19 protein-coding genes and 1 tRNA gene are annotated in these 24,119 nt (G+C 53.7%); 6 read left to right on the top strand and 14 right to left on the bottom strand.

All coding sequences use genetic code 11. The annotated features are described in order from the left end of the window. Positions 1-11: 11 nt before the first annotated feature. The 6 genes from NK55_RS09165 to NK55_RS09140 all read right to left on the bottom strand — a co-directional run bounded on the left by NK55_RS09165 (position 12) and on the right by NK55_RS09140 (position 4,590). Positions 12-83 (bottom strand) — tRNA-Val (locus tag NK55_RS09165). A gap of 51 nt (positions 84-134) precedes the next feature. After that, positions 135-839, bottom strand: coding sequence for an orotidine-5'-phosphate decarboxylase (gene pyrF / locus NK55_RS09160; RefSeq protein WP_024125454.1), 705 nt, complete (start codon positions 837-839; stop codon positions 135-137). 24 nt (positions 840-863) lie between these two features. After that, positions 864-1,460: a DUF3611 family protein gene (locus NK55_RS09155; protein WP_024125453.1), complete on the bottom strand. Its 597-nt coding sequence runs from the start codon at positions 1,458-1,460 to the stop codon at positions 864-866. Between the two features lie 28 nt (positions 1,461-1,488). After that, a complete protein-coding gene (locus tag NK55_RS09150) occupies positions 1,489-2,325 on the bottom strand; it encodes a sulfurtransferase (RefSeq protein WP_041429206.1) in 837 nt (278 codons plus the stop codon). A gap of 6 nt (positions 2,326-2,331) precedes the next feature. Beyond that, complete coding sequence (locus NK55_RS09145; RefSeq protein WP_041429804.1) at positions 2,332-3,483, bottom strand: NAD-dependent epimerase/dehydratase family protein; 1,152 nt, start codon at positions 3,481-3,483, stop codon at positions 2,332-2,334. 93 nt (positions 3,484-3,576) lie between these two features. Further along, positions 3,577-4,590, bottom strand: a complete 1,014-nt coding sequence (locus NK55_RS09140) for a hypothetical protein (RefSeq protein ID WP_024125450.1) — start codon at positions 4,588-4,590, stop codon at positions 3,577-3,579. A gap of 485 nt (positions 4,591-5,075) precedes the next feature. On the opposite strand from NK55_RS09140, the gene NK55_RS09135 reads away from it, so the two are divergent. From NK55_RS09135 to purN, 4 genes are all read left to right on the top strand, one after another. Next, positions 5,076-6,752, top strand: coding sequence for a DUF3685 domain-containing protein (locus NK55_RS09135; protein WP_024125448.1), 1,677 nt, complete (start codon positions 5,076-5,078; stop codon positions 6,750-6,752). 267 nt (positions 6,753-7,019) lie between these two features. After that, complete coding sequence (locus tag NK55_RS09130) at positions 7,020-8,792, top strand: iron uptake porin (RefSeq protein ID WP_024125447.1); 1,773 nt, start codon at positions 7,020-7,022, stop codon at positions 8,790-8,792. Positions 8,793-8,884: 92 nt separating this feature from the next. Then, on the top strand, positions 8,885-10,120 hold the full coding sequence (locus NK55_RS09125; protein WP_024125446.1) for a S41 family peptidase: 1,236 nt from the start codon (positions 8,885-8,887) through the stop codon (positions 10,118-10,120). Further along, a complete protein-coding gene (gene purN, locus NK55_RS09120; RefSeq protein WP_041429202.1) occupies positions 10,101-10,751 on the top strand; it encodes a phosphoribosylglycinamide formyltransferase in 651 nt (216 codons plus the stop codon). The genes NK55_RS09125 and purN overlap by 20 nt, the downstream gene beginning before the upstream one ends. 66 nt (positions 10,752-10,817) lie before the next feature. Here the strand turns inward: purN and NK55_RS09115 are convergent, their stop codons facing one another. After that, positions 10,818-11,984 carry an aminotransferase class V-fold PLP-dependent enzyme gene (locus NK55_RS09115; RefSeq protein ID WP_024125444.1) on the bottom strand — a complete coding sequence of 389 codons (1,167 nt, stop codon included), beginning with the start codon at positions 11,982-11,984 and terminating at the stop codon, positions 10,818-10,820. 158 nt (positions 11,985-12,142) lie between these two features. Between NK55_RS09115 and NK55_RS13555 the strand changes: the two genes are divergently transcribed. Continuing rightward, positions 12,143-12,763: a hypothetical protein gene (locus NK55_RS13555; RefSeq protein WP_024125443.1), complete on the top strand. Its 621-nt coding sequence runs from the start codon at positions 12,143-12,145 to the stop codon at positions 12,761-12,763. 83 nt (positions 12,764-12,846) lie between these two features. On the opposite strand, the gene ruvX is transcribed toward NK55_RS13555, so the two are convergent. Then, on the bottom strand, positions 12,847-13,302 hold the full coding sequence (gene ruvX / locus NK55_RS09105) for a Holliday junction resolvase RuvX (protein WP_024125442.1): 456 nt from the start codon (positions 13,300-13,302) through the stop codon (positions 12,847-12,849). A gap of 90 nt (positions 13,303-13,392) precedes the next feature. Between ruvX and ileS the strand changes: the two genes are divergently transcribed. Beyond that, positions 13,393-16,254 carry an isoleucine--tRNA ligase gene (gene ileS, locus NK55_RS09100; protein WP_024125441.1) on the top strand — a complete coding sequence of 954 codons (2,862 nt, stop codon included), beginning with the start codon at positions 13,393-13,395 and terminating at the stop codon, positions 16,252-16,254. 44 nt (positions 16,255-16,298) lie between these two features. Here ileS and NK55_RS09095 read toward each other — a convergent pair whose 3' ends face one another. From NK55_RS09095 to NK55_RS12485, 6 genes are all read right to left on the bottom strand, one after another. Next, entirely contained in the window at positions 16,299-16,532 is a 234-nt protein-coding gene (locus NK55_RS09095; protein WP_024125440.1) for a DUF370 domain-containing protein, read from the bottom strand. Further along, positions 16,526-19,828, bottom strand: coding sequence for a carbamoyl-phosphate synthase large subunit (carB, locus tag NK55_RS09090; RefSeq protein WP_024125439.1), 3,303 nt, complete (start codon positions 19,826-19,828; stop codon positions 16,526-16,528). Before carB ends, NK55_RS09095 begins: the two co-directional genes overlap by 7 nt. 240 nt (positions 19,829-20,068) lie before the next feature. After that, the gene (locus tag NK55_RS09085) at positions 20,069-20,710 is read right to left on the bottom strand and encodes a type II secretion system protein J (protein ID WP_024125438.1); all 642 of its coding nucleotides are present in this window, start codon (positions 20,708-20,710) and stop codon (positions 20,069-20,071) included. Between the two features lie 11 nt (positions 20,711-20,721). Next, positions 20,722-21,198 carry a GspH/FimT family pseudopilin gene (locus NK55_RS09080; RefSeq protein ID WP_051372837.1) on the bottom strand — a complete coding sequence of 159 codons (477 nt, stop codon included), beginning with the start codon at positions 21,196-21,198 and terminating at the stop codon, positions 20,722-20,724. Between the two features lie 7 nt (positions 21,199-21,205). Next, positions 21,206-22,000, bottom strand: coding sequence for a prepilin-type N-terminal cleavage/methylation domain-containing protein (locus NK55_RS12490; RefSeq protein ID WP_024125436.1), 795 nt, complete (start codon positions 21,998-22,000; stop codon positions 21,206-21,208). A gap of 26 nt (positions 22,001-22,026) precedes the next feature. Beyond that, on the bottom strand, positions 22,027-23,757 hold the full coding sequence (locus NK55_RS12485) for a type II secretion system protein (protein ID WP_024125435.1): 1,731 nt from the start codon (positions 23,755-23,757) through the stop codon (positions 22,027-22,029). Between the last annotated feature and the right edge of the window lie 362 nt (positions 23,758-24,119).

Here is a 24,119-nt window from a genome sequence, read left to right as displayed (position 1 = left end):
GCAACGAGCAATGGGCGATACTGGATTCGAACCAGTGACCCCTTCCGTGTGAAGGAAGTGCGCTACCACTGTGCTAATCGCCCTAGTTCAGCAACTTCTAATCATATCTTGGTTTGCAGGCTTTTGTAAATTGCTTAAACAAGGCTGCAGCAAATTTCATCAAAGGCTGCGGCGGGATCCGCTGCTTGTAAAATCGGGCGGCCAATGACAAGGTAAGAGGCACCGGCAGCAAAGGCAGCATTAGGCGTCAGGGATCGCGCTTGATCGCCCGTTGCGCTACCAAGGGGGCGAATCCCCGGACAAATTCTCAAGAAATCCTCGCCCCAGCGTTGTTTCACCCGTGCAGCTTCCTGCGGTGAGCAGACAATGCCCGCCAGTCCTGCTTGATGGGCAAGACTAGCCATGCGCTCTACATAGGTAGCCGGATCAAGGGGAATTTGGAGTTCCTGCTGCAGGGTGTCTGCGCCAATGCTGGTGAGCAATGTGACACCAATGAGTTGAGTGGCGCTTTCCCTGAGAGCTGCCTGAGCAGTTTTCAGACCGACTAAGCCAGTGGCAGTGTGGATGGTTACAAAGTCCACCCCATAGGGAGCGATCGCTCGTGCGGCGGCCGCTACCGTATTGGGAATATCATGAAGCTTTAGATCGAGAAAGATACGCTTCCCCTGATCCTTGAGGACATCAAGAATAATCGGCCCACTGGCGCAAAAGAGTTCTAGCCCCACTTTCCAAAATTGCACTTGGGGCAGCCTGTGGATAGTGGCGATCGCTACCTCCAAATTGGGCACATCCAAAGCCACAATAATTTTGCTAGCAACAGCCGCTTGAGAATTAAACAAGTCTCGTGGATCTCCTCAGATCATTCACACTGGACGGCGCACACAGCGCAACAACCACAGCGCCACAATAATACCCGTCAACTGAGCAGCAATCGTGTTCACCTTCGCCTGAATTACAAAAATCTCCAACGGCTCAATCAATACATTAGTGGCATAGACCGCTGCCCCTTGGGGAATGGACAACACCTTGAGTAATAACATCCCCACATTCCACTCTGCGGCGGCCACGGTAAAAATCATGCCAGCGATATTTACCCAAAGACCAATATTCAAGCTGCGGATCACGTGCTCCTTAGTTGGGCGCTTTTCTGGTTGATCCAAGCGTCGGCCCAGTTGCGGATAGCGATAGCAGCAGTAAATACTCACACCCAAAAACACTAGGCCAATAATCGCCAACACTAAGCCCAGGGTGGGACTGTTCATGCCGTTTTGCAGACGATTGATATTAAATTGGCGGCTAAAGATAACAATAATAATAATCAACAGCGAGACAAAGCCAAGGACGACCTGGATCCAAAAGCCAATCCAGCCAAAGCGTTGCAGTTCACGGCCAAGACGGTGGAGCGGTTGGGTAGTACCTCGATGGGACGGCGGGGGAGCATTACCGGGAAGACGTTCCATAGCCAAGTGAGGAAGAGGGCTTAGGCTATCATAGCGAACGGTTGTTAGGTGCCGTCAAATAGGAACACCAATCGCTCCAACTGCCTGCATAGAGTTTGGTTTGATGCAGGCCAGCGATCGCCAGCCCCAAAATATCCACACAGGCCGTTACCCCCGATCCACAATAGACAATAATTTGCTTAGCCCTAGCCAAGGGCTGCCAGTGGGCTTGCAGTTCCGCAACCGATTTGAGTCGCCCCTGCTCATTGGCGATGGCCTGCCATGGATAGTTCACCGCTCCGGGAATATGACCCGCTATCGGATCAATGGGTTCAATTTCACCGCGATAGCGACGGGGTTCGCGGGCATCCACAATCACCGTTTGGGGGTCGCCTTGAGCAGCAATCACAGCAGCGCGATCCACTACCCACTCAGGATGAGGCTGGGGCTTGAAGTTTCCCTGCCGAGGCGGTGGCACAAGGCTCGTGATGGCATGGCCCGCTGCTACATAGGTGCGATAGCCACCATCGAGGACCGCCACGCGATCGTGTCCCAACCAGCGCAAGAGCCACCAGCAGCGAGCAGCATAGGCAAACCGCGAATCATCATAGGCCACCACTAGCGTTTCTGGAGTGACCCCCATTTGGTTGAGCCGTACTGCTAATTTCTCGGGATCGGGCAAAGGATGACGCCCGCCATGTTCTTGCCGGGGGCTAGAGAGATCCTGCTCTAGGTCAAGATAATAAGCGCCCGGTAGGTGTCCCTGGGCATACTCCCGTTGCCCCCGCGTCGTGTCCATAAGGTCAAAGCGGCAGTCCACAATCACAACGCTTGGATCTGCCAAATGCTCAGCCAGCCAAGACGCCGTTACAGCATAGGGAGTCATCACAGCTTAGGCGCGCCACTTCACTTTCGGGAGAATGTGGTTGACATCCACCCGGTCTTTGTATTTGATGGCAAAGTTCAAGAGTGAGTCAAGGAGGGAATCCGACAGATAGTGGGGCTGTAGTCCCAAATCCAGCAGCTTGGTGTTTTTGGCGTTGAAGTAGTGCTCTTCTTTTTCAACGCGGGGGTTTTCGAGGTGTTGGATTTCCACCTTGAGGCCAAGGGCTTTACCCGCTTCTTGGACCTTGTGGGCAAGGTCACCGACACTAAATTGTTCGGTGAATTGGTTAAGGACGCGGAATTCACCCGGCGCTGCTGGATTGTTAACGGCCAACTCAATACAGCGCACCGTATCGCGAATGTCTAAGAAACCGCGAGTTTGCCCCCCCTTGCCATAAACCGTCAGTGGATGGCCAATGGCAGCTTGAATGCAGAAGCGATTGAGAGCGGTGCCAAAGATACCGTCGTAGTCAAGGCGGTTAATCAACAGTTCATCCATGCCCGTTTCTTCGGTGAGGACGCCATAAACCACCCCTTGGTTCAAATCGGTGGCTCGCAAGCCCCAGGTGCGGCAGGCAAAGTGGATATTGTGACTATCGTGAACTTTACTGAGGTGATAGAAGCTACCGGGCTGCTTGGGATAGGGCAATGTATCTTTGCGACCATTGTGTTCAATGGTGATGTAGCCCTCTTCAATGTCAATGTTGGGGGTGCCGTATTCACCCATCGTACCCAGTTTGACAAGATGGCAGTCGGGATTGTGGGTATGGATGGCGTACAGCAGGTTGAGGGTGCCGACAACGTTATTGACTTGGGTGAAGACGGCGTGTTCACGATCAATCATGGAGTAAGGGGCAGAGCGCTGTTCACCAAAGTGGACAATTGCCTCCGGCTGAAACTCGAGCATGGCGCGCTCAAGGAAGTGATAGTTACAAATATCGCCAATATAAAGGCCAATCCTTTTGCCAGTGAGATCCTGCCAGCGTTGCAGACGGTGCTGAATGGGGGCGATCGGCGTGAGGGTTTCCACACAAAGTTCAGCATCCCAATGCCGCCGAATTAGGCTATCCAAAATTGCAACATCATGACCCCGATTCGAAAGGTACAGGGCTGTCGCCCAGCCACAATAGCCATCACCGCCAATTACAAGGACTCTCATGCTAACCGTGCTCAAATCAATAACTACTCCGCCAGCCATAACATGGCTTCCATACCACGTTACCAGTAATGGGGACTTCGTTGATCCACTGGCTTAGAATTCAGGGGGAGAATTGGGGCCACGAGTTTCACCCTCAGAAAAGATATGTACTTTAACGGTTTGTCCCGCCAGGTCAATTTGCACAATATCGCCAGAGAGAAAATCTAGGGCCTCTAATAGCGCCTGTAATTGTGGCGTGCTGGCACCCGTTTCTTGGTAGAGGCGATCGCTCAGATGGCTGAGGCGCTGCCAGGTGGTATAAAGCCGAGCAATGGTACTTTCCAGTTGCGCTGCCTGCTGCAGGAGATCGACAACGGTTTGTAGTTGCTCAAGGCGCTGGGCTTCGATCAGGACCTGTTCCAAGTCCACCGGGTGAGCGTTGAGGGCTTGAATTTGGGGGGCGGCCTCAAGATAGCGGCTGAGTTGGCGAGCTGTTGCCGTGATTTCCTTAATAGTTTCCACGCTGGGGTCGCTAGCGAGGGCTTGGGAGAGTTCCTGCTGCTGCTGGGGGGGAAGCTTTTCTAGCTCTTTGACCAGGGGGGCGAGGTAGCGGGGGGCAAGGGTGCGATCGCTGGCCTTTTGGCGTACCACTGGCGGTAGAAAAGCAGAGTGCAGGGCAGTCCATTCCTCTTGCAGTTGACGCACTTCGCGGTGGGTAATGCGATCGCCAGCTGCTGCTGCTTGGGTAATCAGGGCCTGCACCTCGGGATCCGCTGCGGCAGTTTCCAAAAAGGCGCGTTTACTAAAACGAGAAATGGCTTCAGGGGGTAGGGGGCGTTCCTTGAGCAATTCATCGGCGCGATCGGCCAACTGCATCAAATCATAGGCACGGCGTTTACTAATCTCCTGTTCCTGGAGCCACTGCCGAAAGCCGATGCCCTGCTCATCTCCTTGACGGCGATAGCGATCGCGCACTGTCCGTAGAATTTGCCCCCGCCAGATCTCCGTTTGCAGGTCAAAGCGCTCACACACCTGCCACGCTTGGCGCACCTGTTGGAAAAATTCCTCCTCAGACAGGGGGGCATCTGCAGCCGGAATCGGCAAAACAAAGTCAGGCGTTGGCTCCATCGGTCGGAGAAAACCACAGCTTCAGCAGTATAGCCTATTGCCCACAGGGGCGATAACCACCCTACCTTCTGAAGGGTTAGGAGAAAAACCATGATGGCTGTAGCCTTGGAAACAGAGATCAGGCATCTCACCCCTGCCCCTGACTGAGCTCAAGAAGAGATAGCAATCGGAATCGCAGGCCAACGTTTTTTGACTATCGCCAGATTCCAACCCCTCAGGAATATCTACTCATTAACCCAAAGCGCCCCTGTGTCGAGCAATACGTGCGGCAAGCTGAAAATCAATGGCTGCTAACGGTTTGGCAAGGAATTTCCCAGAAACTACCGCTGCCCTCCCTCCAGATAGCCCTAAAGATCTCCATGCTGGCGTTGAGTTAAGTGGGTGCCAAACATTGTGGAATTGTTTATCAGGGGGGTTCTCGGTCAATATCTGAATAGTCCTGAATAGTCCCTTACCACCCCCACCAAAGTCTCCACCAAAGGCCCATGACTCCTACCACTGCTGATGCCTCCCCGACTTTTGGCCTGATTATTGTCGAAGGAGAAGATGTTATCCGCCTTGGCCTCTGGACAGGCATTCGACAGCAGTTGGGAATTGAGCCGCTGGTCTTTCACGATGGCCACAGCCTAATCACCTATCTGGAAAACACGCCCCTCGATGAGGAACGCACGCCTTGGATTGTTCTCTGTGATGCCCAACTCACGGTCAATGATGCCACCACCCCTTGGCTGTGGCAGTGGCTGAAACAACACTATCCTGCCCTGCGGATCATTCTCACCGTCCGACCCGCTGCCCTTGAGTTAGTCTCCCTTGCTCAACAGGCCGCTGTCGAAGGCATTTACCATCGCAATACGGCGCTGAGTGATCTGTTGGCGGGAATTCTGGCCATTGCCCAAGGGGAAATCGTTCACACAGTAACGCCCCCGAAGCCGCCTTTGAGGGTGCTGTTTCCCAATCCGTGGGATCGTTGGCGGTACCAGGTTCTCCAGCAAGGACTGGGGGAAATGGATGCATGGTTGCAGGCTTTGGATCAGCATCTGGGTCGGGCGAGCCTGTCGCCCCTTGAACGGCTTGTGTGTGAAGGCCGCCATCGGGAAATTCGGGCCGCCCGCTGGTTGGTGTCCCGTTTCCTGCCACAGCCAAGTCAAACACCCCTTAGGCCGGTGGCATCCCCCGTGCGTCCGCAGATTGAAATCATTTCCCAACTGGTGGATCGCTGCTTACAACGGCTGCAGTCGGATCTGTTGAACCTAACATCGCAGCCTTTGGAGCTAGAGGTGCTCATCCTCCAACAGCGGCGGGAACTGCTCTATACTATCCTGCGGCAGTGGGATGTCCTGGTGCGCACTCTACAAGCGACACCCCCTAGTATTGAATTTCTGCACCAGCGGGGCAACCCCCTACTACAGGACCTGTGGGAGCAGAGCCTGCGGGAGTTTTTTCGTCCCTATCGTTTTGCCCTCGGCAGTAACGCCGACCTCATTGAGGAATTGCTCACAGAAAGGGAAACCGTGGTCAGCGTGTATCTGAAGCGAATCCCGTTTGTGGCGGAGATGCTGGCTCATTTACTGGTCCAGCAGCCCCTCACCCTCCATCAGCAAACCTATCGCTACGGCACCGCTGCGGCCTTAGAGATCCTCGATGCCCTCCTTGATCACTGGTTGCTCACTATTGCCAATGGCATCGTCTATCCACTCCTGAATCGGTGTTGCTATAGCGCGGTGATTCAGCAGACATTTTTCCAGTCGCAATACATCTCAACGCGGGAAATAGAACGCTTTCGCAACGCTCTCTCTTGGCATTACCGCTGGCAATGTTGGGTCAAGGAACCGCAAAACATCTTTGAAAGTCGCTTGGTTTTACTGCGGCTAACGGAGCGAGGGATTCAGGAACTGGCGCTGACTGTCCCCCGTCAAAAGGAACTGATGCAACTAGAAGGGATTCCCTACGCTCTGACCTTGGCTCTTGAGGCTCGCGATGCTTTAGCCCCCCCAGTGCGTGCAGTGGTGGCTTGGGTCGGCAAGGGGGTGGTCTATCTGCTGACGCAGGTGATTGGTCGCGGTTTGGGGCTGATTGGCCGAGGCATTTTGCAGGGAATTGGTCAATCCGTTGGCAGTGGCTGGAGTCGCGCTGAAGCCCAAAAAAATTCATCTAAACCTTGAAGCAGCCTATTCTTAAACCACTTTTAACCTTGAGATAACCTTGAGCCAACAAATACGGTGTTAGAATTTGGCTGTTAATTAACTATCCCTATCCTTTAGGGGATAGTTTCTATGAGATGCGCTAAAGTCTCTGTCGGTAAGTCTGATAGCTCAGCCTACTAGCAGATGGATAACTTTAGCGCTCATCTCGGTTAGGATGAACAAAATCTATTCTTAGGGATTCATTCCCTAGGAGAAGCTCATTGAGGAGTGAAGGAGTACAGCGTTATGTCCCGTATTTTCCTAGGCTTGGCCTTGGCCTCCCCTGCTGTGTTGTTAGGAACCTTTGTAGGGTCGGCTATGGCAGCCGATACTGTAGCGGCTAATTCTGGTGGTGCACAGTTGCCAGCCCCAACCGCAGCGGCTGAATCCTTAACCCCGCTGCCCCAAAACACGACGTTAATTGCTCAGAACCACGGTAACAAGCTGCCCCTACCCTCGGTGGCGAATCTAAAGGTAGATGATGCTGCCACCTCCACTATGGGGCAAGTGACTTCTGTGTCCCAGCTTTCGGATGTCAGCCCCACCGATTGGGCCTATCAAGCCTTGGCGTCACTGGTAGAGAAATACGGCTGTATTGCCGGCTATCCCGATGGCACTTTCCGGGGTAATCGGGCAGCCACCCGTTATGAAATGGCTGCGGCTTTGAACGCCTGCTTGGACGTAATCAGCGATCGCTTTGCCACCAAGGAAGACCTCGCCACCCTGCGGCGCCTGATGGATGAGTTCAAGGCTGAATTGGCGACCCTGCGCGGTCGGGTAGATAAGCTAGAGGCTCGCACTGCTCAGTTGGAAGCACGGCAATTTGCAACCCTCACGAAACTCAATGCCACGGTAATTTTCAACATTTCAGATGTGTTGACGGAGGGCCAAGCGCTGCGTCCCGGAGCACCTGGACCTCAAGCAACAGTCCAGACCAACGTTGTTGCTAACACCCGCGTACGCCTGAACTTTGATACCAGCTTCTACGGCAAAGACCGTCTGCGGTTGCGGTTGGCGGCAGCCAATATTATTCCCTACTCAGGATTAGCATTAACGAGTACCAACATGGGGCGCCTCGGCTATGATGGCACTACCGGTAACCAATTTGAGCTGCAAAAAGCATTCTACAGCTTCCCGGTGACCTCTCGGGGTCAGATGATTCTTGACTTTGCAGGGGGTGAGTTCAACGACAACATCAATAACTTCAATCCCTTCCTACAATCCAGTGACACCGGTGCCCTGTCTCGCTTTGGCCGCTTTAACCCCATCTACCGCGCAGGCAGCGGTGTCACTGCGGCGGGCGTGACCTTTAAGTACAACGTTCTGCAAAACAAAAAGCGCGGTACGGGCGTTACCCTTAACGTGGGCTACCTTGCCCCATTTGCAAATGATCCCGATGCAAACGCTAACAATGGTTTGAATGGCTTCTTTGACGGTGCCTATGCGGCTCTGGCGCAGGTGGATGTTCAACCCATTAAGAATTTAGCCCTCGGGGTCACCTACACCCACTCCTACGGTTTAGATCCCTTTGGGGGTACAGGGAGTTCGCTTGCGCGCTCTGCAGCGAATCCTCTTAATCTTATTCCTCTTGGTGTGGCTGCTCAGGCGGCTGATTCAGTGGGTTTCCAGTTTACCTACCGGCCGATTAAGCAGTTGAATCTGGCAGGCTGGGCTGGCTACGCCAACGTCTATCAGGTGCGACTGGCAGGACCACGGCGCGAAGCGGAGATCGTCAACTGGGCTATTACCTTTGCTTCGCCAGACCTCTGGCGCAAGGGCGACTTGGCGGGCTTGGTCTTTGGTCAGCCGCCGCAGCTCATCAGCATTACCAATGTCCCGAGTGTTCCTGGAGAGAGCTACACTCAGTTTAATTCCTATCACCTAGAGGGCTTTTACCGCTTTGCCGTCTCCAAGAATCTCTCGGTGACGCCGGGGGTAATTGCCATTTTTAACCCCAACAGTAACTCAAATAACGATGCCATTGTTGTGGGTGCTATCCGCACGACCTTTAGCTTCTAGCTTTTAATGCCTTCCCCCTCCCCGTGAGGGGGATTTTTTATGGGGGAACGATAGAATAAATAGGAGCGAGGCGTTTTAGATGGATTTGGCGGGTGAAACACTGGGCACTTTTGGGAGTGGGTGTTGCGCTATTGGGGATGCCGCCAGCAGTGGCGGGTACCTCTACGCTCAAGGATGCCCCCAAGGCCTTGGTGGATGAGGCGTGGCAAATTATCTATAGAAGCTATCTAGATCGCAGCTTTAATCGTCTTGACTGGCAGGCCCTTCGTCAGGAATTGCTCTCCCGATCCTATGGAGATCGCGAAGCTGCCTATCGGGTGATTCAGCAAACCCTTGTCCGTCTCAATGATCCCTACACCCGCTTTCTGCCCCCTCAAGAGTACCGTCAACTGCTCCTGCAAACCCAAGGCCAGCAGGTGGATGTGGGTCTTGCCCTCGTGGAGTCGGGGGAACTCTTTCGCATTCAGGCCATTGAAGCGGGGTCGGTGGCGGCCAGGGCCGATCTGAAGGTGGGGGATGAAATTCTAGCTATCAATGGTCGTAGTAGCGATCGCTTAACATTGGAGCGGGCGACATTGATGCTGCGGGGGCCGGCGGGCAGCAAGTTGCATCTGCTGGTGCGCCGTGAGGGCAGGCCTCAACCCTTTAGTGTTGAATTGACGCGCGCTGGCGAGATTCCCCGTACGGTGAATTTTCAAATCCTCAACTCTCCCCGTGTGGGCTACATCCGCCTCAGTGGTTTTAATAGCCGCTCCCATCAACAGATGCAAGAGGCGATCGAAATCTTACAACGGGAGAAGGTGCAAGGCTTTATCCTGGATCTGCGCCATAATCCGGGTGGACTCCTCGAAGCAGGGATTGAAATTAGCCGCCAATGGCTGGATTCTGGGGTAATCGTGCGCATTCAACAAAACCAGCGGGAAGAGACAATTCGTGCCCGCCAACGTGCCTTGACTCAGTTGCCCCTTGTGGTTTTAGTGAATCAGGCCTCTGCCAGTGCCAGTGAAATTTTGGCGGGTGCTTTGCAGGATCAGGGGCGAGCAGTCGTTGTGGGCACGCCTACATTTGGTAAGGTGCGCGTCCAAGCGGTTCATGAACTGGGGGATGGGTCTGCCCTCCTGGTGACGGTGGCGCGCTATCTGACCCCCAAGGGTCGGGATATTACAGGGGCGGGCATCACTCCCGATGTGCTGGTGACGGGCGATCCCAGGAGCGATCTGGAATTGCGCCTCAATCCTAACTTGGTGGCACGACCCACGGATCCAATGGTGGCCAAGGCTTTAGAATTATTGAACAGCGAAATCCGCCATGCCCGTCATGTCGAGTGAGGCTCTGGTTGTGCCAGCGGCACCCGAAAATACTCTTCCTTGCCGCCCCCTGCGATTGGGAGTGTTGGCCTCCGGGAGTGGGTCCAATTTTGCTGCCCTTGCGGAGGCGATCGCCGCTGGTGAACTAGCTGCCCAGATTCAAGTGTTGATTTACAACAATCCCAACGCCTTTGTGGCCGAGCGAGCAAAACAGTGGCAAATTCCTAGCGTTCTCCTTAACCATCGCCACTATCCCAACCGTGAAAGTCTGGATGCCGCCATTGTCGAAACCCTCAAGGCCTATGAAGTAGAGTGGGTGGTCATGGCCGGTTGGATGCGCATTGTTACACCGGTACTGCTGAATGCCTATCCCCAGCGGGTCATTAACCTGCATCCTAGTTTGCTGCCCAGTTTTCGCGGGCTGCATGCCGTTGAGCAGGCCCTTGCTGCTGGCGTCAAGATTACGGGCTGTACGGTACATCTGGTGGCAGAGGAAGTGGATAGTGGCCCGATTTTGGTTCAGGCAGCGGTGCCTGTTCTCCCCGATGATACCCCTGCAACCCTCCATGCCCGCATTCAAGTCCAGGAGCATCGCATTCTCAAGCAGGCGATCGCTGACATTGCCGCACGGCAAGCACAATTTTCCTGTTGAGCTTTGGCCAATAGGGTAGGTCATTGGAGAATCGCTCTAATTCAATTCTTTCAATTCCTCAGCTTCCTAAGGATGATTCTGAAGCCACCGTTCTAGGCCAGCAACAAAGCGATCGCTCTCCTCCGGCAACGTAAAGTAATGGACACAGGCACGCACCGAGGGAGGATAGAGCAATTCCCGCACCAAGATATTCTCTGCCTCAAGGTCTTGTACCAATTGGCGATGCTGACCATTGGCCAGCTGAAAGGCTACCAAGCCGGAGGGGGGCGGCACAGGACTAAGACAGGTCAAACCCACCATACCCCGTAACCGTTGCCAGAGGTGATGGCTCAGCTCACAAATGCGCTCATATCGCCCTTGGGCGGTCCCCCATTGATCATGCACTCGCAGGGCAGTCATTAGCCCCGGTACCAAGGAAAAGGCGGTTGTGGCCACCTCAAAGCGACTGGCATCCTCCTTCCAGCCCGCCGGTTGGGCATCACGGGTCTGATGAATGCTGCGCCAGCCAATAAAGGTGGGTTCCAATGTGGCTAGGCGATCGCGCCGAATATAGAGCCCTCCGAGTCCTGCGGGCCCACAGCACCACTTGTGTCCCGTAAAGGCATAGTAATCTACGCCCAAGGCTGGTAAATTTAGGGGTACCATGCCGACACTTTGGGCGCCATCCGCCAAGACTTGGATGCCGCGACGGTGGCAAACGTCAACAATCTTCTCCAACGGCAACAGTTTCCCTGTATTCCACAGCAAATGACTGAGGACGACTAAGCGGGTGCGGGGGTGGAGTTGGGCTTCAATGGCGGCTACTTCATCGTCACACCACGGCCAAAAGGCAACCCGATCCACAACCACCCCCAATCGCCGCGCCAATTGCTCGGTAATCGCCACTACCCCCGGATGCTCACAGTTGGAAATCAGCAGATGATCACCCGCTTGCCAGTTGAGGCCCCACAAAACAATGTTGCAGCCAGTGGTAACCGAATCGGTGAGGGCAATCGTTTCTGGGGTTGTTCCCAATAGCTGTGCTAGGGCTGTGCGCAGGCTGTGCAGTTGTTGGCTTAACCACGGAAAGACCCGATTGGCAAAGGGACCCTGTTGTTGAATGTGGCGATCGCTTTCGCGAATAGCCTGCCAGGTGTCTTGGTGCAGCGGCCCTTGACCCCCATAGTTGAGGTAGATCTTATTCAGTAGGGCAGGGTAGGTGTCATGATAGGCGCGCAGTGTTTCTAGGTTCATTGAGAGTTATTTCAAAGGAAAGTGATAGATAGATGCTACCGCAAAGGATTTAAAAGGATTTAAGATAAAAGATGTTTTCTAAGTCCCCTTTTCATTTCCTCACTCAAGGTGCGCAGCTTTCAAGCAAGGCCCAGTAAATTAATCCCGTCAATCAAGCAATGACAAAGCCATACACCCCTGAAGATGTTTGGCGATTATTAGGGGAGCTGTTAGAAGCTCAAAAGGAAACGGAACGTCGCTTTCAAGAAACGGAACGCCGCTTTCAAGAAACGGATCGGCGATTTCAGGAAACTGACCGACGTTTCCAAGAAACGGAGCGATTGCTGCGGGAAGAAGCTCGTCAACTCAACCAGCAACTGGGGAAACTGGGCAATCGTCTAGGAGAGTTTGTGGAATGGCAGGTACGACCAGCGGTACTACGTTTATTTCAAAATCGAGGAATTGCCGTCTCTCAACTTTACAGCGATGTCATTCTCCAAGATGGCAACGAGAGTTTAGAAGTTGATCTGCTGGTGGTCAATACAGATGAAGCGGTTCTCGTCGAGGTAAAAACGAAACTGAGCCAAGGGGATGTGGATGAGCATCTAGAGCGCATTGCTAAATTTCGTCGTTTGGCTCACCAGTATCGTGACACCAGACTCTTGGGAGCAGTGGCGGGGATGATTGTGCCGCCTGAGGTAGCTCGCTATGCCTATCGGCAGGGATGGTTTGTGTTGGCACAGTCGGGAGACGGGGTGGTGATTCTCAATGATACGCAGTTTCAGCCCCGTGCATGGTAGCTCAGTTGTGGATCGTGCCCAGTCATTTGGGAATATACAAATTAATTACAATAAAATTACAATAATTACAAATTAATTATCAGTTATAGCTGGGGGTCAGGGGGTGCCAGTGTTGATCTTGCGGTTTGCAAACGGGTATCGAGCCATTGTTGCAAAATCAGGGCAGCGGCAATTTGATCCACTAAGTCCTTGTGCTGACGGGGCGATCGCCGGCGTTGTTTAAGGATTTCCGCCGCTTGAAAGGAGGTGAGCCGCTCATCTACATATTCCACCGGCAAGTTCAAGGCTGCGCCAATTTTTGCCGCCAAATGTTGCACCTGGCGGGCCTGGGAACCCAATTGACCATCCAGGGTGTAGGGCAAGCCCACAATTAACTTTTCCACCCCTCGCTCTTGACAAATCTGCCGAAGCTGCGCCACATCACTGGCAAAATTGCGGCGATGAATCGTTGTAATGCCTGCGGCCAACTGCCCCAGGCGATCGCACCCGGCCACGCCAATACGCTTGCGCCCCAGATCCAAGCCTAGAACGGAAATCATCCTTGAGTGAATCAGAACAGTTCCCCTACAATTGAATCCATTGCCAAGTTTTTCTTGCCCTGAAACAATCATACCCCGCTGTACCCACCCATGACTGATGCGACCCCCGACTACAAAGACACCGTCAACTTGCCCCAAACCACGTTTGAAATGCGGGCAAATGCAGCAACACGGGAACCCCAATTGCAGGCCTTTTGGGCACAGCACCAAATTTATGAAACGCTTCAGCAAAGGAATCCGGGGGAGGTCTTTATTCTTCACGATGGCCCCCCCTATGCCAATGGCGCCCTCCACATTGGCCATGCCCTCAATAAAATTCTCAAGGACATCATTAACAAGTACCAACTGCTGCGGGGACGCAAGGTTCACTACCGCCCTGGCTGGGACTGCCACGGCCTACCCATTGAACTCAAGGTGCTGCAAAACCTGAAACCGGAACAGCGGGCGCAGCTAACGCCCCTCACTCTCCGCCAACAGGCCAAGGAATTTGCCCTCAAAACCGTCGCCGAGCAAAAGCAGAGCTTCCAGCGCTATGGGGTTTGGGGCGACTGGGCACACCCCTATCTGACGCTTACCCCCGACTATGAGGCCGCCCAAATCGGTGTCTTTGGCGAAATGGTGCTGCGGGGCTATATCTATCGCGGCCTGAAACCGGTGCACTGGAGTCCCAGCTCAAAAACTGCCCTCGCCGAAGCCGAACTGGAATATCCCGAAGGGCACACCTCCCGCAGTCTGTATGCCGCTTTTGAGGTGATTGAGCTGCCCCAGGGGCTAGCCAAGGCTTGGTATCAAGCCCTAGGGAAATTGGGGGTTGCCATTTGGACAACAACCCCCTGGACGATTCCGGCGAACTTGGCTGTGAGTGTCAATCCCGATCTCACCTATGCCCTTGTAGAGGCTAAGCCCAGTGGCCGCTACAAGTATTTAATTGTTGCCAAGGCTCTCGTAAAGCGGCTGAGTGACATCCTTGGTGGCATGCTCACGGTGGTGGCCACCGCCAAAGGGGCTGACTTGGAAAATGCGCGCTATCGCCATCCCCTCTTTGAGCGCGAGGGCAAAATTGTTATTGGCGGTAACTATGTGACCACGGAATCGGGCACCGGTCTGGTGCACACTGCTCCTGGCCATGGCTTAGAAGACTATGCTGTCGGTCAGCGCTACGGTTTGCCAATCCTGTCGCCGGTGGATGAGAATGGCTGCTTTACGGCGGAAGCAGGACCATTTGCCGGTCTCAATGTTCTCCAGGAAGGCAATGAAGCGGTCATTGCGGCTTTGCAGGAGTGTGGGGCGCTCCTAAAGGAGGAACCCTATGTGCATAAGTATCCCTATGACTGGCGGACAAAGAAACCCACTATCTTCCGCGCCACGGAACAGTGGTTTGCTTCCGTTGAGGGCTTTCGCGATGCGGCACTCAGGGCGATCGCTGAGGTGAAGTGGATTCCTGCCCAAGGGGAAAACCGCATTACGGCAATGGTGGCGGAGCGGTCCGATTGGTGTATTTCGCGTCAGCGCAGTTGGGGCGTGCCCATCCCCGTCTTTTATGACAAAGAAACCGGGGAACCCCTGCTAACAGCAGAAACCATTGCCCATGTGCAAGCCATTATTCGCGATCGCGGGTCCGATGCTTGGTGGGAACTCTCCGTTGCTGAATTGCTTCCCGAATCCCTGCGAGATCAAGCGGATCGCTACGAAAAGGGAACGGACACCATGGATGTCTGGTTTGACTCCGGAACCTCTTGGGCAGCGGTTCTCGGCGATCAGCAGGCAGACCTCTACCTCGAAGGCTCTGATCAGCACCGCGGCTGGTTCCAATCCTCATTGCTGACACGGGTTGCCGTTAAAGGTCAAGCTCCCTACAAGGCCGTCCTGACCCACGGCTTTGTCCTCGATGAGCAGGGGCGAAAAATGAGCAAGTCCCTCGGCAATGTCACGGATCCCCGCGAAGTGATCGAGGGGGGTAAAAACCAGAAGCAAGACCCTCCCTATGGTGCCGATGTACTGCGGCTGTGGGTTTCCTCCGTGGACTACGCCAACGATGTGCCCATTGGTAAAAATATTCTCAAGCAGTTGGCGGACGTCTATCGCAAGATTCGTAACACGGCTCGCTTTCTCCTAGGGAATCTCCACGACTTTAACCCCAATCAGGATGCCATTCCCTATGCTCAACTGCCGGCCTTGGATCGCTATATGCTGCATCGACTGCACGAAGTCTTCAGTGAAGTGACTGCGGCCTTTGATAGCTTTCAGTTCTATCGCTTTTTCCAAACCATTCAAAATCTTTGTGTTGTTGATCTTTCGAACTTTTATCTCGATATTGCCAAGGATCGGTTGTACATCAGTGCCGCCACGAGCGATCGCCGCCGCAGTTGTCAAACCGTACTTGCCATTGCCGTTCAAAACTTAGCCCGTGCCATTGCCCCAGTGCTCCCCCACTTAGCCGAGGATATTTGGCAGCATTTACCCTTCAAAACCCCCTATCTTTCAGTGTTTCAAAGTGGTTGGGTAGAGCTTCCGGCCCAGTGGCACGATCCGGGGCTAGCTAGTGAGTGGCAACACCTGCGGCAATTGCGCCTCGAAGTGAACAAGGTGCTCGAACAGGCCCGTACAGAAAAGCTGATTGGCTCTTCTTTGGAGGCAAAAGTGTGGCTCTACATTGCCGATTCTGAATGGCGCGATCGCCTCGCACAGATGAATCCCAGGGACGCCCTCAGGGGTAATGGGGTGGATGAACTGCGCTATCTCTTCTTGGTGTCCCAGGTGGAGCTGATGCCGCAACGGCAAGCGGTGGACGTGCCCTATGTTCTTGAAGCGGAGGGGCTATGGATTGGCGTTGGCCATGCCCAAGGTCAGAAATGTGTCCGCTGCTGGAATTATTCTGAAAGTGTGGGACAATCCGCCTTGCATCCCCAGTTGTGCGATCGCTGTGAAAGCGCCCTGCAAGGGAAATTTTAGATATCAGCTTTCGCGAGGGGGAAGTTGGCCCTTGCACACCGTGGCTAGGCGGGTGGACTGAGGCGTGCCACTAGTGTTTCAGGATGTAAGGCTGAGAGGACGATCATCTCGCCATCCAACACCAGTACGGCACGAGTTCGCCGCCCGTGGGTGGCATCAATGAGATGATGGTGCTCCCGTGCCTCAAGAATCAGGCGTTTGATCGGGGCAGAGTCAGGACTCACGATCGCCAGCAGGCGCTGCGGTGAGACGTAATTGCCAAAACCAATGTTTAGCATTCCACCCGATGGTAGTCTTGAAGTGCCCGTACCCCTAGGGTTGAGGTTTGCAGGGTTTTAATGGCGGCAGCCGTTGCCTTCGCACCGGCAATCGTCGTCACAATCGGAATTTTATAGGCAAGGGCAGTGCGACGAATCAATTGGGCATCGGTACGGGCTTCCTGACCGGAGGGTGTATTCAGAATCAGGTGAATTTGCCCATTTTTAATGGCATCGAGGACATGGGGACGCCCTTCATGGAGCTTGAGGATGAGTTCTATATTGCTCAGCCCTGCCTCAAGCAAGGCATTGCGGGTTCCTTCAGTGGCAATAATCTGAAAGCCAAGAGACTGCAACTCTTGAACCACAGGCACAATTGCTGCTTTGTCGCGATCGCCCATCGACACAAAAACGGTTCCCTGCAAAGGTAACCTTTGATTGGCTGCCAGTTGGGACTTGGCATAGGCAGCCCCAAAGGTCATATCAATCCCCATGGCCTCACCCGTGGAGCGCATTTCTGGCCCTAGCACTGTATCGGTACCGGCAAATTTTTCAAAGGGGAGGACAGCTTCCTTGACGGCGACATGGTTGGGAATCTTCTCATTGAGGAAATTGAGTTCCGCCAGGGTTTTCCCTGACATCAGCCGAGCAGCAACTTTAGCCAGGGGAATGCCGATCGCCTTCGAGACAAAGGGCACCGTCCGGGAGGCCCGCGGGTTGGCCTCCAAAATATAGACTTGCTCCCCTTGTACTGCCAGTTGGAGGTTCATCAGCCCCACCACTTTGAGCGCCTTGGCAAGGGCAATACTCCAGGTGCGGATGGTCTCCAAAACCGCAGGAGACAGCGATTGGGTGGGCAAGCTACAGGCAGAATCCCCAGAGTGAATCCCCGCTTGCTCGATGTGTTCCATAATCCCACCAATGACTACCCTGCCCGTTGCATCGGCAATGGCATCCACATCCACTTCAATTGCGTTTTCCAGATACTTATCAATGAGGATGGGTCGCTCTGGCTCCACCTGCACCGCTGCGTTCATATAGTGTTCCAGTTCCCCATTGGAATAGACAATTTCCATTGCGCGACCACCGAGCACATAACTGGGGCGCACCACCACTGGATAGCCAATCCGCTGGGCAATGCTCAGGGCTTCGGCATAACTGCGAGCAGTGCCGTTGGGGGGTTGGGGGATGTTGAGCTCCCGCAAAATTTTCTCGAAACGTTCGCGGTCCTCAGCAATATCAATGGAGTCAGGTGAAGTGCCCCAGATTTGGGTTCCGAGGCGATCGCCCTGCTGTTCAAGGTACCGTTGCAAGGGTAACGCCAGCTTGAGGGGGGTTTGACCGCCAAACTGAATAATGATGCCGACGGGCCGCTCTACTTCAATAATGTTGAGGACATCTTCCTTAGTCAGAGGTTCAAAGTAGAGGCGATCGCTGGTGTCGTAGTCAGTAGAAACCGTCTCAGGGTTGGAGTTGACCATGATGGTTTCATAGTCATCGGCCCGCAGCGCGTAGGCAGCATGGCAGCAGCAGTAATCAAATTCAATTCCTTGGCCAATGCGGTTCGGCCCTGATCCTAGAATCATCACCCGCGGCTTGCGGGGGGGCAGCACTTCCGATTGTGGCGGTAGCAGCTCAACGTCGCCGCTCTCAGGGTTAATTTGCTCCACAGGTCGCTCGTAGGTGGAGTAGTAGTAGGGGGTATAAGCCTCAAACTCGGCGGCACAGGTGTCTACAGTTTTATAGACGGGAATGACACCCAAGGATTGGCGATAGGTCCGCACCTGATCGTCAGTGGTTTTCGTAGCATAGGCAATTTGGGCATCACTAAAGCCCTGTTGCTTGATCCGCCAGAGATCATCGGCCGTGAGTTGCTCCAGTTTGCTGCGCTTAAGAAATTTCTCTGTTTCTAGGAGTCCCTGCATCTGCCGCAAAAACCACGGATCAATGGCCGTTAGTTCATAAACTTCCTCAACGGTCATCCCCAAGAGGAAGGCGTGGCGAATGGCAAAGATGCGATCTGGATTTGGCGTGCGCAGTTTCCCCCGCAGTTGCTCAAGGCTAGGGAGTTTTTCGGGGCGATCGCACCCCCAGCCGGCTCGACCTATTTCCAGCGATCGCAGGGCTTTTTGCAAGGACTCTTGGAAGGTGCGGCCAATGGCCATGGCTTCACCCACAGACTTCATTTGGGTAGTGAGGACGGGCGGGGAGCCGGGAAACTTTTCAAAGGCAAAGCGGGGAATTTTGGTAACCACATAGTCAATCGTGGGTTCAAAGCTGGCGGGAGTTTTTTGGGTAATGTCGTTGGGGATTTCCGGCAGCGTATAGCCCACAGCCAATTTTGCTGCGATTTTGGCAATGGGAAAGCCTGTTGCCTTTGAGGCCAGTGCCGAAGAACGGGAAACCCGGGGATTCATTTCAATGACAATCACTTCCCCAGTTTCGGGGTTAACAGCAAACTGAATGTTCGATCCGCCGGTCTCTACACCAATTTCACGAATAATTTTGATCGAGGCATCCCGCAGCCGCTGGTATTCTTTGTCCGTCAGGGTTTGGGCCGGGGCAACGGTGATCGAGTCGCCGGTGTGGATGCCCATGGGGTCCAGGTTCTCAATGGAGCAGATGATGACCACGTTATCAGCCATGTCCCGCATCACTTCCAGCTCGTATTCTTTCCAGCCAATGAGGGACTGCTCAATGAGAATTTGCGAGACAGGACTGGCATCGAGACCAGCAGCGGCAATTTCTTCAAATTCTTCTTGGTTGTAGGCAATGCCGCCACCGGTGCCCCCTAGGGTAAAAGCCGGTCGAATAATCAGGGGATAAACCCCAATCTCTTGGGCGATCGCCCGCGCCTCTTCCAGGGTATTGGCCAAGCCCGACGGACACACCCCCACGCCAATTCGCTGCATGGCCTCCTTAAAGAGCTTGCGATCCTCGGCCATCTCAATAGCGGGCAATTTGGCGCCAATCAACTCCACCCCATAGCGATCGAGGACACCGGATTTGGCCAGCGCTACCGCTATGTTCAGCGCCGTTTGTCCTCCCATTGTGGGCAGCAGGGCATCGGGGCGTTCAGCGGCAATGACCTTTTCCACCATTTCCGGGGTGAGCGGCTCAATGTAGGTGCGATCGGCGATCTCGGGATCCGTCATGATGGTGGCGGGGTTGGAGTTAATCAAGACCACCTCGTACCCTTCCTCGCGCAATGCCTTACAGGCTTGGGTGCCCGAATAGTCAAATTCACAGGCCTGACCAATGACAATGGGACCCGAACCAATCATGAGAATCTTTGAAATGTCGGTACGACGAGGCATAGGGACAATGCAGCCAAATAGTTTAAATGACGCCTTCCCTATCCTACACTCCCGCTTGCGATCGCGCCTGTCCTCCCCTATCAAGAATGACCAACCGGGAAACCTTTGGAGCGATCAGTGTTAGAGTTCGCTCACAATGCAAAGAGAATGAGACAAATTGCAACCTCTGCGCCAATCACTTGAACTGCCAGCGCACCGCCACTGCCCTAAAATAGGGAGTCTCAAGACTCGGCGCTGTCTCTAGGGAGTAGCAGATCCGGATCGCACCGCTGCGAGGGTATCCGCTTGGTAAACAACACCTGTTGACGCCACCAAACCAGCAATACACAGCTTGACGTTACGGTTATGCTGCACAAAAACCCGAAATCCACCCTTGTTGGTGCCACTATCAATTGCACCCGGCAAGTTATTAGTGCAGGTGGGGCTGGTGTTGGCAATGCCATCAATGAGCGCATTGGGGGTCGAATCGCCAATTTTCTGGCGATAGAGAATTATCGGGCCTCGCCACACCACACTACTCGTCTTGGGGCGAGTGTAGTAGGCCACACGAGTTGTGCTGGCCAAATTGCCGTTCTCCTGCTCCTCGAGGTTATCTGTTGGTTTTTCGATAAACATTACCAACTGGTAGCCACCACTGGGAATTGTCCAATCTGAGGGTGCCGTTGTTGAAATGCGAATGGCTGAGCGAATGTCATCGGAGATAAAGTCAAGGGCACGGCTCAGGTTCATGCGGGTAGTTGCCTGTTCTTCAATACGGCGATTGTTTTGCAGAATGGCTACCATTGCCCAACCACTCATGGCCACCACAATACCGCCAACGGCAGCCGCCACAAGTAGCTCCGTCAGTGTAAAGCCCCGATCGCCTCTGCGCCAACCTTGCATCTTGCTGATCCTTAATTGCGCTCTCGACAGTTATCGGCAGTTGTACCCGTGGTGTCGGTTTCAACGTAATTGCCGGTGCGCATGATGCCCAACCCCAAGGAAACCACCAAACAGCGTTGAAGGGTCGGATGATTGGTGGCAGCAATCACAATCGTACCGGTACTACTGGTGCGCCCCTGAAAGCCAAACTGCACTGAGGCAGTTCCATCATTGCGACGCAGGGTCACATGTTGCAGTTGGCGCGGACCATTGGGCAGACATTGGGGTGGCTGGCCGGCAATGATGGGATTGACGCCGGTATTAATGGCTACCCGACAGGTTTGATTGCGCCGCATCGCTTCCCGCTGTGCTTCCCGCAGTGCCCCCTCTAAGCTATCAAGGGCCTGGTTGACCCGCTGCGTTTCCAGCCAATAAAGAAAGCTAGGGGTGATAGCCAGCGCTAAAATAACGGCCACCGTCAGCACAATCAGGATTTCAATCAGGGTCATGCCCTGCTTATGGACAGCGAAAAAATGCATTGGGCACCACCTCGGTTGATAGTTGAGCAACAATGCGATTCCTACTATTGCGCACAGCATAGGCCAGCTCTAAAGTTTGGAAGGGTGCTTGGGCACGGGTAGTCAGTGTGCGCGTCATCGTATACGTCTCATTGACAATGGGGCGACTATTATTGCTGCTATTCATCGGTGGAATCAAGGTTTGCAGGTAGGCGCCAAAGCCACCATCAATGCCATTGGTTTCATTGGGCTGAATCCGACAGCGGGCATAGACACGAGTCCCCACCCCCCGATAGACCCCTACTGGCGAGTCTAAGGTAATGGTGTTGGGTGTTGATATAGAGACAATGCGGCGTGTGCCCGCGTCCGAACCAATGAGAACACGATCGCCCACTCGAAACCCAGCCGTGGCTGAAGTGACCTCACAGGCACCCCTGGGCCGATACTCTGGAGGCATGGCTTGATCGTAATCGCTTTCACCAGGTGAAATGAGTGCCAGGGTTAAGGTAGTGTCACTCGGTTGAGCAGATGTTGCTAGCTTGCGTTGGGCATACTGGGTTTGGCAGAGGTCGTAGGCAACAATTTTAATATTTTCCAGATCGTCTTGGATCCAGTTGCTAGCCTCGGCAAATTTACGGGCATCGGCTTGGAAAAAGGCAGCGACCACAATGGCCTGCATTGCCGCTAGGGTAAATAGGCCAATCACCAAAATAGAAGCCAAGACCTCCGCCAGGGTAAACCCGCGCCCCCGCTGCTGCACCAGCCAGTGGAAATAGAATTTAGGATGAGCCATCAACACTGCAACACTGCCTCCAAAGTTTAGTACTGTGCTAGGCGGTTCCAGTTGCTAGCCTCTGTGGTTCGTGCCACAACAATTGAGGCATTGGCATACTGACCGCCCAAGGCTTCCGGCAGGCGATCGGGCACCCGAATTTCAGCGTTATTGGAACTTGAGCCATTCCATTCCTTGGCCCACACGGCTCCGAAAATATCGGGATTGTTACTGCCACCGTTAATCCCCACTTTATCGGGATTGTTACTGCCACCGTTAATCCCCACTTTGGCATCCGGAGCATAGACAAAGAGACTGCCGGCGGTAGCACCGCCACTGAGGGTAAATACCTGATCCGGCCTGGCATTGTCGGGATCGGGAGGATTGCCATAAATCCGTAGGCGATCCGGTGTACCTATACGCCTGGGAAGACCCATATTGGCACCGGTACCACAGGTGGAACTATCGGAGCTACAGATGTTTTGAATCGCTGCTTGACCTGTAAGGGCGATGTTGCCGCTGACATAGAGGCGGATAGCATAGTTGCTGGTGTCGAACCGAACGGTTTGATTTCCGCTAAGGTTGATATCCTTAACCCGGTAGGCGTAATAGACCTTTTCAGGGTTGACTATCTTCTTCCCAGGTTGCAGGGGATCGGGGATAAAGAAGGGAATGTCGGGGTTAGGATCGATGTAGGGACGATCACGATCGTCCAGCCTGGGAAAGCTAAGTGAAGTTGTAATGGAAAACTCGCCGTAGGCGCCTTCACTGTAGTATCCCCCCGCCTGTCGCAGGGCTTCCTGAAAGTCAGAGACTTGCTCGGGAGGTAACCAAGGGGGTGGCGACGTCAAGTTACCATTTACGAGGCTACCATCTTTGAGGGTATCTATACCTACCCGTAGAGGAGGGGGAGGAAGGGGCGGTAGGTCAATTTTATTGATGGCGATCGTTCCTTCAATAGTTGAGTTATTGAGCGCTCCCACGGCACTGCGCAGTCCCTCTTGGGTCGGCTGGCCATTGCTACACTGGCTTGCAGGGACAATACAGTTCCTAGGATTGGTGCAGATCACATTGCCATTAACCGTGCCAAAGACATCGTTGTTGCCGAGGTTAATCTTTTCTGCCAAGAGTCCAGGGAAGTTGGAAGGGACGGCGCGATCTGTAATCACCATCTTTTGCCAGATGAAGGCATTGGCGGGTGAGTCATTGGGCAAGCGGCCTTCGATCAACAGGTGTCCTGTTTTCGTTGGCGCATCGTAGAGATAGGAGAGAAGGCGGTAATTGCCCTGCACAGGGGTGCCAATTGTGCCGCTGAGGAGAATCGTATTCAGATTGTCAAGGGTAAAGCAGGGGGGAGCATCGGAACCAAGGCTTTCCTTTGTCCATTCATTGACAGAGGGAACAGCTAGACCGCTGGTATTGGGCTGACCAATTTTCGTAGCATCTGTTGAACGATCAATGAGGTAGGGTCTGGGGGGGTTAAAGTTGGTGTTGGTGGCGGGGTTGTAGGTACGGCGCAGCAGAACCTGATAGTTGCCATTGAGTAAGCCAAGGGTACGGGCCATACCCCCTTCGGCTACGGCAAAGGCCTGTTGGGTTTGTTTTTGGAGGCTGGCAGTGGTGACATCTAGCTGCGATCGCGAGAGGAGCGTCAGGGCAACCACGATCATGATCAGCCCCATCCCCAAGACTAAAGGCAGTGTAAACCCCCGCTGCCGCTGCCAATGCCCTAGGGGCGGATAGCGACGTTTTAGTGAGCGTACCCATTTCTTGATCATTGGCTTGTCTCCTGCCCTTTTCCCTATCAATAATTAGGCTGAATAATATCTTAACTGCCAGAATTTAGTTGCTGCTGATGGTGAATTGACTATGCCCTCAATCTTTTGGGTTTTGTACAGAGTTGATATAATTTAATCGCAGATTTGGCAAAATTGGCAAAAGTAATGTGCTCTTGGTTACATCTATTTTCCATTCCTTATTGCACTTTCCCCCAGAAAGCCACATTTCAAGAGTCTCCCAGTAGGAAGTGGCGAATCTCGCGCTGAGGGGCAAGCCCAAGCCCTATTCAGTTCATTCATCCTTGGCTGCAGTGTAAACAAAATTAACAAAATTAAATCTATCTTCCATATAAGGAGTAATC

It is taken from the genome of Thermosynechococcus sp. NK55a (genome assembly GCF_000505665.1).
In the GTDB taxonomy this organism is placed as follows: Bacteria; Cyanobacteriota; Cyanobacteriia; order Thermosynechococcales; family Thermosynechococcaceae; genus Thermosynechococcus.
The sequence above is the reverse complement of the archived record's forward strand: the minus strand, read 5'-3'. Positions and strand labels throughout refer to the sequence as shown.